The following is a 14,675-nucleotide window of genomic DNA, read 5'->3' on the forward strand; positions in this document are numbered from 1 at the left end:
TACTATAACGACCGAGTTCCCGCTTTAGCGTAAATCAGTTGATGTAGGAAATTTTACAAATTATCGGTTAAAAGCCACGTAAAGAGCCAAAGGATGATCCTATTCCTTTGGCTCTTTGCTGTTTGATTAGAAAAAACAAGGCTGAGACATAATGAGATGAATCTAATCTAAAGACGAACAAACGGTAGACATGAGCTGAACCGCTTGTGACACCGCAGTTGATTTCCGTGCAAGACGTCGCTTTCCGCGGGCGGCCGTTGAGCCTCCTCGTCGCTTGCGCTCCTGTGGGGTCTCACCTGTTCCGCTTTTCCCGCAGGAGTCTTCGTCTTGCCCTCCAATCAACTGCTAGAAGGGTCTACCGTTGACCCTAACAAAAAAACGAACCACTAATCAAGCGTGTTGATCAATGGTTCGTTTTTCACTTCGTATAATATACTTTTGTCTCAGCTTTGTTTTGCTTTGTGAGCATACTGACTGCCCACATTACGATAAAGTTGATAAGCAGCGCAATAAACCCGACGTTGATATCTTTCATTTGCTGAGGCAGGGATGGAAATAACGTACCAATCGTAGAGCCGCTGATTGTAATATAGGCCACTACAATAATTCCAGCAACAATCCCCCACGCTGCTCCTTGTTTCGTTACAAAGTTATTTTTCTTCAAACTGAAAAGCAGAGATGGAAACAGCTGTGTCATTAGACTATAGCCCATCAAAATAATTGTTGACAGCGTCGTTCCCCCGTTTAGCGTAAAGTAAACGGAAATGAGTGCCACAACCGGTACAAAGCTTTTCGCTAAACGAGCAATACGCGCTTCGCTTGCTTGAGGCGCAAACGGTTTGTATATGTTTTTCGCCAGCAGCGTTGACGCACTCATTAACAGCATCGATCCCGGCACAAGCGCTGTCAGCAAACCCGCTCCTCCTATAATTCCAATAAACCAAGGATCAAACGTTTGGATTGAGATCCTTAATAGCGCAAGATCTACGTCTCCTCCGCTTAAACCAGGAACTTTTAAAATAGCTGCAAACCCAACAAAAAACACAAAGAGCAGCATTAAGGTATAAAGAGGACTAATGATTGCATTCTTGCGAAATACCTTTGCATTTTTCGCTGTATAGCTTGAGCTAAACACCTGCGGCCACATATAAAACCCAAGTACTAGTAAAATAACGGTCGAAATAAACCACGAGACGCTTAATCCTTGCTCAGGAAACTTTAAAAACCCGGGCTTCGCTGTATTCACCGCTTCAAACATTGGACCGTATCCTCCGTAATAATGAAAAGGTATATAAATGCCTAAAAATCCAATCACCGCAAGCATCATAATGTCTTTAATAACGGCCGTCCATGCAGAACCGTGGATACCGGATATCATCACATACAGCGTTAAACTGATAGCTCCCATCCAAATGGCTGCCGGCATTGAAATGGCGCCGTATGATGCTTGTGATACAATAATCCCCAATCCTTTTAACTGCACAACAATAACAGGAATGACCGCAATCACTCCTACAGCAGCTACAAGCACACCAAGGTAAGGGCTTTTATATTTGCTTACAAAAAAATCAGGCTGCGAGACGAGCTTATGATCTCTTGCATACTTCCAAATAACAGGAAGAAGCCAGTATGATAAGACATATGATAAGCTAATATAAATTAAGACATAAAGTGCAGGAGCTCCTTTTCCATAAGCCCATCCGCTTCCGCCTAGAAACGAAAACGTTGTATAGATTTCTCCGGCCATCAGCACAAACACTAAAATAGCCCCGAAACCGCGTCCGCCTACCGTCCACTGCTCCAAGTTCATATCCTTGCCTTTGGTTGATCGTATGCCAAGAAAAATAGCTGCCACTAAAAATAGTAAAATAATAACAAGTGCACTATTCATTCTTCTTCCCCTTCCCGATTTCTGGGATCAAGCTTATACATAACCCCTAAAATAATGGACGTAAGCACCACCCATATCACCATCCAAAACATATTGAACGGCATACCGAGAACAAACGGAGTCACTCGATTAACAAAAGGGAGAAAACCTAATATGCCTACGAACGGAAGGACAGACAAAATATAGATAAATTTCATGACTAAACTCCTCCGACTTTCTAAAACTAACTTCTTTATATTACCACATATTCTGTGTATTCAATGAAGGAATGCTTGCATATAAGCTGAAATAATCTCCAAAAGATAAAATATTCTGTACTATTTTACAAAAATACTGTTTTCATTTTTCTGAATAAATAGTATAATTTCTTCTTATAGTTCGCAGGAGGTATCGTACAGATGAAAACAATAGAGAAAATCAGTACATTTGCAGGAAAAACATTTACGCTTTGGGTTATTTTAATTTCCGTTATTGCCTATTCATTCCCGGAGCACTTTGTATGGATTGGAAAGTATATCGTTCCGCTTTTAGGAATTGTCATGTTTGGAATGGGATTAACGCTGTCAGCGTCTGATTTCAGCGAAGTATTTCGAAGACCGAAAGAAGTAGCACTAGGCGTGGTGGGGCATTTTATCATTATGCCGCTTCTCGCATTCGGTTTGGCGATTGGCTTAGATTTACCAAAAGAAATAGCAGTGGGCGTTATTTTAGTAGGCTGCTGTCCCAGCGGCACATCATCAAACGTAATGGTCTTTTTGGCTCGAGGAAACGTTGCGCTCGCAGTTGCCATCGCTTCTGTTTCAACCATTTTAGCACCGATTGTTACACCGCTTCTCATTTTATTATTTGCAAGCAAGTGGGTCGATATTGATATCATGTCTCTTATTATTTCCATTATACAAGTTGTCATCATTCCGCTTGCTCTTGGATTTACGATCAAAAAGTTTTTTGGAAAAGCTGCAGAAGCGAGTTCCAAAGCTCTTCCCCTTGTTTCAGTAGTCGCAATTGTTTTGATTGTATCTGCCGTTGTGGCAGGAAGCCAAGCGCAGCTTGCTAAAACAGGCGGTATCATTTTTGCCGTAGTCGTGCTTCACAACATTCTTGGTTTCACAATTGGCTTCTTCTTTGCCCGCTTATGCGGAATGGATTTAGCCAAACAAAAAGCGGTCGCAATGGAAGTGGGCATGCAAAACTCAGGGCTCGGCGTTACCATTGCTTCCACTCACTTTTCGCCACTAGCCGCTGTCCCAAGCGCCATCTTCAGCGTCTGGCACAACATCTCAGGCTCAGTGCTAGCCTTTATCTTCAGCAAACTAAAAGACAAAAACCAGCCATCGTCTAACAAAAAAATGGCTGGCTAATACAATAAACTTATAAGGGAAGCACAAAAAGCTCCCTTGAACCTTCCCAAAAAGGTTTTAAAAAGTTCTTAAAAGCTTTTACCTAGGAGAATTTCACCAACCCCGAAAGGGGGGTGAAATTCTCTTAGGTATAGAAAAAAAAGACATGGCGCTTTTTGCCATGTCTCTTTTTTCTACATCGATTCTAAACTATATTAGCCTCTTCCTGCTTGGAAAGAAGGATATTTCGTCATACCGCCATCAGCAAATAATGTAATACCTGTTACATAGCTGGCTTGTGATGATGCTAAGAATGCTGCAACTGATGCTACTTCTTCTGGTTTACCGATGTAACCCATTGGAATCATGCTTTCTACGTCTGCACGTTGTACAGGATCTGCGAATTTTTCAGCGTTGATTGGTGTGTTCATCGCACCTGGTCCAATGTTATTTACGCGGATACCTTTTGGCGCATATTCAAGAGCCAATGTTTCCGTCATTAGTTTCATACCGCCTTTACTTGCTGCGTAGTGAACAAATAATGGCCAAGGAATCATTTCGTGAACACTAGACATGTTAATAACGTTTCCTTTAATGTCGTTTTCAACGAAATATTTAATTGCTTCACGGCTTCCTAAGAATGCACCTGTTAAGTTTGTATCAATAACTTTGTTCCAGTTATCTAAAGATAGCTCATGAGAAGGAACTGGGTTTTCAACACCAGCGTTGTTAATCATAACGTCTAATGTACCGAATTCTTTAATAGCTGTTTGAACAAGATTTACAACGTCTTCTTCTTTTGTTACGTCGCCTTGAACGATGATTGCTTGTCCGCCTGCTTCTTCTACTTCTTTTTTCGCATCTAAAGCTTCTTCTTCATTGTTGTAATAGTTAATAACAACTTTTGCTTCTTCTTGACCGAAACGAACAGCCATTGCGCGACCTAAACCTGTTGATCCACCTGTAATTACAACTACTTTATCTTTTAAATCTGTATACATAATAAAATCCTCCTAGTGTTTTCATTTATTCATACATACTATCATTAACTTTTACGTAAACGTTAACTTTTAGCCATTCCGAGGAATACGCCACCTAAAATGATGAGCACAATACCAATCGTAATTGAAATAAGCTGACGCTTTGTTTTCTTTTCTCCAAGTAAGAAGATACCGCCAAGCGTTGAAATAACGATTCCCATTTGTGATAATGAGAAGCTTGTTGCAACCCCTACTTTAGGTTGAGAAATAAATAAGAACATGTTACCAGCTGCCCAAATGAGGCCTGGAATAATGTTGCGAATTGCGTATTTATTAAACGGTTTGTGTTTATAAGTAAGTATAAGTCCACCAATTAACATACCAATTGCTTGTGGGAATAGTGCCGACCAGCCGTCTACATTAAATAAACGAGCGACAACTACATACACTAAGTATCCAATTGTTGAAACAATAAGGGTAATAATCCCTTTTTTGAATTGTCCAGATTGCTCTGGGTTTTTTTCGCTTTCTAGTGATGTTAGCACGATACCAATAACAATAAAAATAAGAGCTAACACGCCTAAAATAACGGTTGTTGTTGTTGACCACTCGTGAAACACGATAACACCAAATAGTGATGTTGTCACAAGCTGCATACCAGTTGAAATTGGCATGGTTTTTGAAACACCAATATAATCAATCGTTTTCAACTGATTACTTTGCCCAACTGCCCAAAATAATCCTGAAACGATTCCTACAATAAAAATAAGCGGCGTCAACACTGGATGAACTACGAAATAAATAACGGCTGAAAAGATCAGCGCACCAATTGTAGTCCCAAGCGTTTGACTGTAAGGACCTCCGCCCAATTTAACGTTGAACAGGACAATACTTCCCCAGAAAATCGCAGGAAGAATAGCCAAAAGGATATCCATTTGATACTAACCTTCTTTCTCAAACTCTTGATGTAATTGTAAATTTAAAGTACCTTTTATTTAACTAGGTAACTTTATGTAACCAATCTTAGACCTTTTTTCTTGATACGTCAATAATAATATGTCGATTCTGTGACTTTTTTTTAAAACTTTACAATACAGCGTTTCCAAGCTACTGAAAGTTTTGAAAATAAAAAAAGATAGCCTTTTCATTATCCAAATGCTAGTATATAATAACATTATAAGGGTTACTTTTAATATCCTATATACAATAAAGTAGGTGGCATGAATGAATGAATTTGATGAGTTATGTCCAAAAGTGTGGAAAACGTTTGATATAATAGGAAAAAGATGGAACGGGTTAATTATTTATGTCCTGATGAGCGGTCCTAAACGCTTTAGTGAAATTCACAGCAGCATTCCCTCTTTAAGTAAACGAATGTTAACCGAACGAATGAAAGAGTTAGAAGAAGAAGGAATTGTAATCCGGCACGTTATTCCTGAACGTCCGGTTCGTATTGAATATATCTTAACTAAAAAAGGATCAGAGCTTGGTATGATCTTAGGACCCGTCAGCAAGTGGGCAAAAACATGGATAAAATAAAAAAGCCTCTTTGGAGGCTTTTTTTACGTTTGATAGAGGATATAATTATTTTTCCCTTCTCTTTTTCCTTTATATAACGCATCATCTGCATTTTTTAATAATGAAGCAGCCGATTCCCCGTCTTCTGGATAAATAGAGACGCCGATGGTAGTTGTGGTGCGCAAACAATAGCCCCGTACATTCCAGCTTTGCTGAAGAGATACGTGAATTCGCCTAGCAATTTGTTCAATTTCTCGTCCATTTGTTACGTTTAAAATAATGATAAACTCGTCTCCGCCCAAACGATAAATACGATCACCTTTCCTCACACAGCTCTTTAATCTCTTCGTGTATGCTTTTAGAAATTCGTCGCCTATATGATGGCCATATTCATCGTTAATCTGCTTAAAATTATCACAGTCAAGAAACAAAAGCGCAAAAAACTCATCGCTTTTTTGCTGCCCTTTTTCAATTACTTTGTTTAACTCTTTTAATAACATTGCCCGGTTGGGAAGACCTGTTAAACTATCGTGAGTGGCTTCAAAATGAAGTTTATTTTCTAGCGCTTTTTGTTCAGTAATATCATTATGAATGGATACATAATGAGTAATATTTCCGTCTATATCTTTTAACGGCACAATTGTTTTCGATACCCAGTATGACTGATGATGCTTCGTCCCCATTTCAAGCTGTCCTCGCCATACTTTTCCGCTTTTTATTGTTTCAAGCAGCTCATGATGGTCATGATTAAGCCCTGCATCTCGATAATACTTCCCTACTAAATCTTCTTTTTCATAACCTGAATACTGTACATACATATCATTCACATAGGTAATAGTTCCATTTGCATTTATAATCATAACGCTAGCTGATTCATCAAGCGCATATTTTATATTTTCAAGTTCTTTCAGCGTATAAGCCAGCTGTTCTTCTGCTTCTTTTTGAGGCGTAATATCGTGTAAGATTGCATAGGCGCCAACCGTTTGATTATTTACTTTAACAGGAATCGTTGTAATATACACATGTTGTATAGAATGTTGGCTTCTGCGGAATGTTATCTCTGTACTATAGCTAATTTCTTCATATACATTCCAACGTTTGTAATTACAGGCTCCCAGTCTTTTAGCAACATTTCGGTAATTTTGGTGCAGCACATCGCTTGCAGAAAGCTGCAGCGTTTCTAAGAATGCGCTGTTAATATTTAAAATCGTACCGTCCAAATTCAGCATACAAACTGCGTGGTGGTGGTTTGTAAATAGCGATTTGTACCACTGTTTGCTTTTTATGAGCTCTAATTCTAATCTTTTAATAGCTGTGATATCTCGGTAAATCACTGAATAGGCGACCAGTTGATTTTGATGGTCATAAATCGGTGAACAGCTGACAGATACACACACGCTTTCGCCGCTTTTTTTGTACCTGACTGTTTCATAAGGAGACAGCGTCTTACCATTTTTTAATTCTGCTATTAATTTAAGGTTTTCTTGTTCCTCTTTCTTTGACACGATGTTCATCTCTTGACGGCTTTTTCCTATAGCTTCTTCTTTTCTCCACTGAAATAGCTTTTCAAATGCTCCATTGACTGTTAAGACCTTCTCATCACAATCAGCAATTAGAATGGCGTCTACCGTGTTTTCTAGAAACGCATCGAGTAAACGCGTGCTCTCTTCCTGTGTTTTTTTATAATGAATTTCTTGAGCCATGACAAGGACATGTGAAGGGTTTGTCGCTTGATTAAAAAGAGGAGTAAAAGTTACTTCATATGCATGCCGGTCGGGCTGAAAAAGCTGTATGTGTTGATATTGAATCGGTTCTTTCGTGGCAATGGCTTTTTCACAAAGTGTGTAAAAAAGCAGATTTTCTTCTTTGTTGATTATCTCGTTTTCCATTTTGTCAAAGAATTGCTGAGCTGCTTTGTTACATTCTTTATAATATAGCTGATGTTTTTCTTGCTGAATTAAAATAACAGGCTGCGGCATATTCATAAAATAAAATTGGAATACCCCTTCACTATACATACTAAATATCCTCCATCTGCCTTTGGAATTTCACTAAACGTCTTGTTTTGATATGCCATTCACTCATTCTCCCAAACCAACACGTCTTCTTTATCCTTTAAAATATTTTAACAATCGTACAAAATCACATAATTTTATAAAAATTCAAGGCATCTATGTTTCATATAGATCTAATTACTCGCTTTTATATCACGATAAATTATCTATTGAGTGAAGTGTAGAGTTTAAGAATTCAGCAGCCTTTCTCGTCTGAATAAACTGCGGTACTTATTATAAGTTAAGTAGGAAGAGATCGACTGCGGCATGCCCAGCAAATAGCCTTGAGCAGCATGTAGGTTTAACGAAATCGCTGCGGCTAAATCTTTATCTCGTTCAACGCCTTCTAAAATGAGATTCGTATGCGGATAATAGTTAACAAGCAAATCAATCAGATCTTTCTTTTGCTTGCAGTCGGCTAGTCCTTCCGCATAGCTTCGGTCCAATTTCATATAGTGAGGCTCATACATGCTTACCTGTCTCATCGCCGCGGCTCCTGCTCCAAAATCATCAATCGCAATTTTGAAACCGGCCTCTTTCAAACTCATTACTCGGGCAAAAAGAGCAGGTGATTCCCATAAAATCTTTTCATGAAGCGTTTCATTTAACTCCCATACAATACGATGTTTCGCATTTTTATAGGTGTTCAACAGATATGTTAAAAACCGTTGGAAATGCGGGTGGAGAAGAGTAGAGGGAAACACATTGATAAATAAATCCTCAGATTTCAATACCTCAAACGGAAAGTTCTTTATAGCCCCTTCAATTGCCATCGTATCAAGCTTGTACAAATAATTATGGCGTCTTGCCAGTGAAAACAACTCTTCAATTTGCCCTTTTGCGAAAGCCGTGCGCAGCAAAGCCTCAAAACCCAGCGTCTCCCACGAATCCAGCGCATAAATAGGCTGATATACAAACTGAAAGTCTTCATACGTCAGTTCCTTTAAAACATGAGCATCCATTCTTTCGTTTAATCACCTTTCGTTTTCAATATACTATTTCTTCCATAACCTAAACTTATAAAAATATATCCTAAAAACAGATAATTGTCCATTAAAAGTAAGATATTCCATTAGGCGATTTAGTATTTTGGGACTTGCTGGAGGCTTATGATAGCAACAAAGAAGTGTTTTAGAGGCTTTTATGCTTTTGATAGATAGGCTGTAAAGGATGTTTCAAAAAAGAGCGAAATCAATCTCATCTAAAACGAACAAATTGGATAAAGGAGCTGGACTGCTTGTGACACCGCGGTTGATTTCCATGCAAGGCTTCGCTTTCCGCGGGCGGCCGCTGAGCCTCCTCGTCGCTTACGCTCCTGCGGGGTCTCACCTGTTCCGCTTTTCCCGCAGGAGTCTTCGCCTTGCCCTCCAATCAATCGCTAGAAGCATCTAATATGTGAAATTTACGTTTACCATATACTTAGCGCAATAACCTCTTATCGTTAGTTTGTAATCATAGACAAATTGCTCATGTTGATAAATAGATACTAGTTGGAAAATCAACGATAATAGCCTATATACAGCATTACCAAAAAACATTATACCTACAGCTAATATACTAATAGCTAAAGCAAATCCTATAACTTTCTTCATTTAACTTGTTACCTCTTCTTCTCTATAAATTCTCTACTATTTCTCCTCGTTAAAATGAATAGTCTTTAGCATTTTTAAAAACCATTCTTGCTTTTTTTCTTCATCACCGCTTTTATATTTATCGCTACTATCGAAGGAAATCTGTACTATTTTATTAGAATGCTTATCTGCTACATATGCCAAGTATGTATTAGGAATATGTTTCTTCTTATCTACTATTACACGCTTTTCTGTTCCTTTGAAATAAATATAAGCTGATTGATAGTAAATCCTCGTCTGTGAATTTTCAATCTTATTAGTAACACTTAATCCAAATCTTCTTTTAAATAAAGCCTCAACGTGAATACTCTCATCTGCAGGATTACTGGTTAAAAACTCAATTTTTATATAATTCGCTTGTGTTTTACCTTCAACTTCTTCATTGTAGACAGCCCACCAGCTCTCGTAGGAATCATTATTTACAGCATAATCCTCTCTCTTTTTATGTAAAACTTGATACTCTTCTGGAAACCACATCGTATACTGCCCTGTCTTTGACTTAAACTCATAAAACCCATCATCGGCTTTTTTATCTTTGTTTAAGAACTTGCGCGTAAAGTGATCATCAAAAGCTGGAACGTTGGGGTAGCGGCTTTCGTTTATCAGCCATATTGCTCCTATTAAAATAGCGGCTCCTGTGATAACTATCATGATAACTTTCGAACGTTTTTTCATCGGCGTCCCCTCTACTTTATCGTTTGGAACAAACTTTAATCCTTATATATTGAATAGTCTTTAGCATTTTGATTTGTTGCCCTTATGCTAAAAAAAGCTTTTGCTTATAATTAATTTCCCTTAACAAATTTAATACTTTGCAACATTTTAAAAAACCATTTCTTTCTATCCATTTTATTTGTTTCTGTATTTTCGCCTACACTATCGTATATTAATTTGATTACCTTATCAGAGTTTTTATCTGCTACATATGCGACATAAAGGTTGGGTGGATTTTCTTTACTGTCATGTACTATATGTTGGTTAGTACCACGAAAATATGTATAGGCATAATCATAATAAATTCTTGTATGAGAGGTTTCTAACTGTTTAGGTTTTTTACTGTCTAATTGTTCTTTAAATAAACTCTCTACATAAATTGATTCTGATTTTGTGTCGTTCTCGGAAAATTCAGCCTTGATAGCGTAAGTTTGTTGATCATTTTCGTAGGGTTTAATATAAGAGGCTGACCAATTTTCATATGATTCGCCATTTCTAGTGTAATCTTCGCGATATTTATGTAAAACTTGATACTCCTCTGGAAACCACATCGTATACTGCCCCGTCTTTGACTTAAACTCATAAAAACCATCGTCCACTTTTTTATCTTTGTTCAAGAACTTACGTGTAAAGTGGTCATCAAAAGCTGGGGCGTTTGGGTAGCTGCTTTCGTTTATCAGCCATATGGCTCCTATTAAAATAGCGGCTCCTGCAATAACTGCAATAATGGCCTTGGTACATTTTTTCATTGTTACACACTCCCTTCATTGGTTGAAATAAACCACATTTAATGTAATTTGAATAGTTTTATTTAAATCTATTGCTATGTATGCTACATACTGCTTACTCATCTATTTGTAGTTATTAAACATATAAAAATTGCTCAAATCATTGTCTGAGCAATAGCAGTTTTATATTCATTCACTTTCATCCCTATAATCCACTGTACTAAAGCAGAGTTATTTTGTTTCTTATATAGTTACTTAATAAAGGTATTCACTCACGACTTTTACCCTCGCTAAAATTAATACTTTTTAATATTGTCAAAAACCATAACTTCCTTTTTTCTTGGCTAGTTTCTGTACCTTTACCTATACTGTCGTATGAAAATTCTATAACCTTATTAGAACTTTTATCTGCTACATATGCTGTATAGGTACTAGGTAAATGGACTTTACTGTTATGTACTACATGCCTTTCAGTTCCCTTGAAATATGCATAAGCGTAGTCATAATATATGCGAGTATGTGAAGTTTCTATTTCTTTAGGATTACTATCTTTTAATTGCTCTTGGAACAATTCCTTCACATAAATAGGCTCAAATTTCTTATCATGCTTTAAAAACTCAGCTTTTATATAGTATATTGACTTGTTTTTTCCAGCAATCTTCCTATATGAAGCAGACCAATTTTCATATGATTTTCCATTTACAGAGTAATACTCTGAAGCATCATGCAGCATTTGATACCCCTCTGGAAACCACATCGTATACTGACCTGTCTTTGACTTAAACTCATAAAAACCATCGTCCACTTTTTTATCTTTGTTCAAGAACTTACGTGTAAAGTGGTCATCAAAAGCTGGGGCATTGGGGTAGCGGCTTTCGTTTATCAGCCATATTCCTCCTATTAAAATAGCGACTCCTGTAATGATTGCGGGAAGGGTCTTCGTACGTTTTTTCATTGTCCTACACTCCCTTTATTACTCTTTTGAAATAAACGGGACTTAATGTAAATTGTTCAACATATAAAAATCCCTCAGACCACTGTCTGAGGAATAGCAGTATCCCTTATGTTAATTCACTTTCATCCATTGATTCTTTATATCGAAGTTCGTACTCTCTCTTATGCATATCTTTAACAGAATGCATAAAACTCATAATATGCTGAAATGCTCCAGTATCATACTGCTGAGCCCTTAGCGTATATCCCCGCTCAGCTGCTTCTAATTTACTTTTAACCGCATCCGCAAACTCACCCGTTTGGTTTTCTAAATAGCTTTTAGCATGCCAGAGCTTTTCATTCACTTCTTGATCCTTTTTGATTAACTCTTTAATCCTTTTTGCCTGCTCGTCTTTGAAGTCATCACCATCAAATTCAAACGTGTATTTACCGCTCGTTGTTCCTGTGTGTGTAAAATCAAAATCAAACAATTAAATCCCCCCTACTACTTCTTTCATGCTTTTAATATCTGAAGCTACCGATTCGTCTGCTTCCATCATCTTCTCGAAATTTTGGAAGAACGCTTCAAGAAACTTTTGATAGTATGTAACTTCCTCTTGAATAGAAGAAATAATCTCTTCAACAGGGGTAAATACACTATCGTCTAGCGGGTCAAACGTTTTGTCAAACGTCACTTTTTCAGCCACACGCTTTTGTCCAAACCATGCGAGAGTAGCGCCGTCTTTATCTGCCTTTTCCATAAATGACTGGGGAGAAGCTTCTTCTCTGGATATTTTCATTTTTAACTTTTTCTTCTTAGCTTCGAAGACTTCGTTAATTTCACTATGTAAATACTGCTTTAGCGCATTTAAGTTTGCTTCTTTGTCTTTAATAGCATTAGCACAGTAATAAACAAACTTCTTCATTTGTTCATAATCTAGCAAGATTTCTTCCTGAGATCCTGAATCAAAAACCTGATAATACGTCTTCATAGCATTAGCTTCTGTGTATTTGACAACGTAATTAATTCCGTGGAGTTTTGCTTGATTTCTTTGAGATATTCCTTTAATCCCTTGTACTAAAACTCCAGGACTTTTTATCGCCCGTTTCGTCAAGAAAAATGCGCCTTCTGTTCCTAGCACAATCCCAGGAAGATGCTTAAGCGGCTTTTCCTTAACGTCATCAACATATGATGGAATATTGAGAAGAACACTGTCGTCTACATGGGCGTTTGCCAAAGATAATCCTCCAATTATATTGGATACTCCAGAGTTATATCTGACTTCGTCAAGTTTTAAAAATAAGTTCCATTTTGCTAACCTTTTCAGAGGATATTCTCCAATATTAATCATTTCTTCTGTATCCATATCTCCAAGCATGGTTACTTTATTACCTACATACCAACTGCCAGGGAAAGATTGCGCATGCATAGGTTCACCTTTTACCCAAGTATGGCTAATTGTGGCTTTCTGTTCTTGGTAGTAAGAATTAGCTAATTGAACTAGATCAGAGGAAGAAACATTCTTAATCTTCCCTTTTTCTGTTTGTACATAGTTTTGAAAATCATTATCTACCCTCAACAATTGTTTAACATTTGCTGGTGCATCATTTAACCCTCTTATACTTACAAAATTTTTCTTCAATAACCCCAGTGTTACTATAAGATGTCCACCCAGAGAATGGCCATCTCCGTAGCGTTTAATTTCTATATCCGATTTTTTGATTTTCTTTTCGACTTTATCATACATAGTCAAAGCATCTTCAAGTTGGGTATCTTTTTTTCCGCTACCTATACCTAGCGCATCATATACTACATCTCCGAAATCTTTATTTGGTTCTGTTCCCCTAAAAATATAGTATACTTCATTGATGTGATGCTCCTTATCATAAAAATGAATAGCTGCTCCATCAAAACCAGATTTGTTTCCTACACCCATATCTTTACTAGTATAAACTTTAAAATTAGGAGGGTTTTCTCCCGTAGTATCTTTATATATTTTCTTAATCTCTTTACTTCTACTAGATAAGTCTTTATATTCAAGCTGAGTTAATTTATTTCTTAAATTGTTATCCAATAAAGGTGCTTTAGCCATTTGCTTTTCCCTCGTTAAAATGAATACTTTTTAAGATTTTTAAAATCCATGCATTCTTTCCAAGCTCATTATCTTCCCTAAGATCTCCTACCTGATCTATTGACAATTGAATTACTTTTGTCGAGTTCTTATCAGCCACATACGCTACGTATGTACTAGGGGCATGTTTTTTATTGTCATTTACCACATGCTTTTTAGGTCCTTTGAAATAAATATAAGCAGATTGATAGTATATTCTAGTATTAGAAGTTTCTATTAACCTTGGTTCACTCACATTAAAACGATTTTTCATAAGACTTTCTACACTAAAAGACTCATCTTCTGGATCTCTTCCTTCTGATAATTTTAAACTGATGGAATTGATTTGACTGTCATTTTTATACTTTTCAGTATAAGATGCTACCCATCTTTCGTACATGTTGCCATTAACAACATAGTCTTCTTTATTTTCATGAATCAACTGATACTCCTCCGGAAACCACATCGTATACTGCCCTGTCTTCGACTTAAACTCATAAAATCCATCGTCCGCTTTTTTATCTTTGTTTAAGAATTCACGCGTAAAGTGATCATCAAAAGCAGGGACGTTTGGGTATCGGCTTTCGTTTATCATCCATATTCCTCCTATTAAAATAGCAGCTCCTGCAATTACTGCAATAATGGTCTTCGTACGTTTTTTCATTGTCGCACACCCTTTTAGTTATGTTATAACCTATGTTTTATACATGTTCGATACTATCATACTTATAATGGGAGAGTCATAAGCAGAACGAATCAAAGAACCATAATTAGG

16 protein-coding genes are annotated in these 14,675 nt (G+C 37.2%); 2 read left to right on the plus strand and 14 right to left on the minus strand.

Annotation, left to right across the window (positions count from 1 at the left end; all coding sequences use genetic code 11):
- Positions 1-162: 162 nt before the first annotated feature.
- The 3 genes from ACH6EI_RS19220 to ACH6EI_RS19230 form a co-directional block, all read right to left on the minus strand.
- Entirely contained in the window at positions 163-342 is a 180-nt protein-coding gene (locus ACH6EI_RS19220) for a hypothetical protein (RefSeq protein ID WP_108674453.1), read from the minus strand.
- 76 nt (positions 343-418) lie between these two features.
- On the minus strand, positions 419-1,891 hold the full coding sequence (locus tag ACH6EI_RS19225) for a sodium:solute symporter family protein (RefSeq protein WP_108674452.1): 1,473 nt from the start codon (positions 1,889-1,891) through the stop codon (positions 419-421).
- Positions 1,888-2,088, minus strand: a complete 201-nt coding sequence (locus ACH6EI_RS19230) for a DUF3311 domain-containing protein (RefSeq protein ID WP_013055761.1) — start codon at positions 2,086-2,088, stop codon at positions 1,888-1,890. The genes ACH6EI_RS19225 and ACH6EI_RS19230 overlap by 4 nt, the downstream gene beginning before the upstream one ends.
- A 201-nt stretch (positions 2,089-2,289) precedes the next feature.
- Here ACH6EI_RS19230 and ACH6EI_RS19235 point away from each other — a divergent pair, with 201 nt between their 5' ends.
- Positions 2,290-3,252, plus strand: a complete 963-nt coding sequence (locus tag ACH6EI_RS19235) for a bile acid:sodium symporter family protein (RefSeq protein ID WP_013055760.1) — start codon at positions 2,290-2,292, stop codon at positions 3,250-3,252.
- Positions 3,253-3,446: 194 nt separating this feature from the next.
- Here the strand turns inward: ACH6EI_RS19235 and gdh are convergent, their stop codons facing one another.
- Both gdh and ACH6EI_RS19245 read right to left on the minus strand, forming a co-directional pair.
- A complete protein-coding gene (gene gdh, locus ACH6EI_RS19240; protein ID WP_014461262.1) occupies positions 3,447-4,232 on the minus strand; it encodes a glucose 1-dehydrogenase in 786 nt (261 codons plus the stop codon).
- Positions 4,233-4,294: 62 nt separating this feature from the next.
- Positions 4,295-5,146 (minus strand): GRP family sugar transporter, encoded by an 852-nt coding sequence (locus ACH6EI_RS19245; RefSeq protein ID WP_028412283.1) that lies wholly within the window; start codon positions 5,144-5,146, stop codon positions 4,295-4,297.
- Between the two features lie 289 nt (positions 5,147-5,435).
- Here ACH6EI_RS19245 and ACH6EI_RS19250 point away from each other — a divergent pair, with 289 nt between their 5' ends.
- Positions 5,436-5,750, plus strand: coding sequence for a winged helix-turn-helix transcriptional regulator (locus tag ACH6EI_RS19250; RefSeq protein ID WP_013055757.1), 315 nt, complete (start codon positions 5,436-5,438; stop codon positions 5,748-5,750).
- A gap of 23 nt (positions 5,751-5,773) precedes the next feature.
- On the opposite strand, the gene ACH6EI_RS19255 is transcribed toward ACH6EI_RS19250, so the two are convergent.
- The 9 genes from ACH6EI_RS19255 to ACH6EI_RS19295 all read right to left on the minus strand — a co-directional run bounded on the left by ACH6EI_RS19255 (position 5,774) and on the right by ACH6EI_RS19295 (position 14,564).
- Positions 5,774-7,747: a sensor domain-containing diguanylate cyclase gene (locus tag ACH6EI_RS19255; protein ID WP_108674451.1), complete on the minus strand. Its 1,974-nt coding sequence runs from the start codon at positions 7,745-7,747 to the stop codon at positions 5,774-5,776.
- Positions 7,748-7,971: 224 nt separating this feature from the next.
- Positions 7,972-8,745: an EAL domain-containing protein gene (locus tag ACH6EI_RS19260; RefSeq protein WP_028412281.1), complete on the minus strand. Its 774-nt coding sequence runs from the start codon at positions 8,743-8,745 to the stop codon at positions 7,972-7,974.
- Positions 8,746-8,984: 239 nt separating this feature from the next.
- Positions 8,985-9,158, minus strand: coding sequence for a hypothetical protein (locus tag ACH6EI_RS19265; protein ID WP_189643439.1), 174 nt, complete (start codon positions 9,156-9,158; stop codon positions 8,985-8,987).
- Between the two features lie 253 nt (positions 9,159-9,411).
- On the minus strand, positions 9,412-10,089 hold the full coding sequence (locus ACH6EI_RS19270; protein ID WP_108674449.1) for a hypothetical protein: 678 nt from the start codon (positions 10,087-10,089) through the stop codon (positions 9,412-9,414).
- Positions 10,090-10,199: 110 nt separating this feature from the next.
- On the minus strand, positions 10,200-10,877 hold the full coding sequence (locus ACH6EI_RS19275; RefSeq protein ID WP_247807298.1) for a hypothetical protein: 678 nt from the start codon (positions 10,875-10,877) through the stop codon (positions 10,200-10,202).
- A gap of 247 nt (positions 10,878-11,124) precedes the next feature.
- Positions 11,125-11,811, minus strand: coding sequence for a hypothetical protein (locus ACH6EI_RS19280; RefSeq protein ID WP_108674447.1), 687 nt, complete (start codon positions 11,809-11,811; stop codon positions 11,125-11,127).
- A gap of 106 nt (positions 11,812-11,917) precedes the next feature.
- Positions 11,918-12,280 (minus strand): hypothetical protein, encoded by a 363-nt coding sequence (locus tag ACH6EI_RS19285; protein WP_028412274.1) that lies wholly within the window; start codon positions 12,278-12,280, stop codon positions 11,918-11,920.
- Entirely contained in the window at positions 12,281-13,882 is a 1,602-nt protein-coding gene (locus ACH6EI_RS19290; RefSeq protein WP_108674446.1) for a DUF6792 domain-containing protein, read from the minus strand.
- Positions 13,875-14,564, minus strand: coding sequence for a hypothetical protein (locus ACH6EI_RS19295; RefSeq protein ID WP_108674445.1), 690 nt, complete (start codon positions 14,562-14,564; stop codon positions 13,875-13,877). The genes ACH6EI_RS19290 and ACH6EI_RS19295 overlap by 8 nt, the downstream gene beginning before the upstream one ends.
- Between the last annotated feature and the right edge of the window lie 111 nt (positions 14,565-14,675).

It is taken from the genome of Priestia sp. JSM ZJ58 (assembly GCF_044383985.1).
Lineage (GTDB): Bacteria > Bacillota > Bacilli > Bacillales > Bacillaceae_H > Priestia > Priestia zanthoxyli.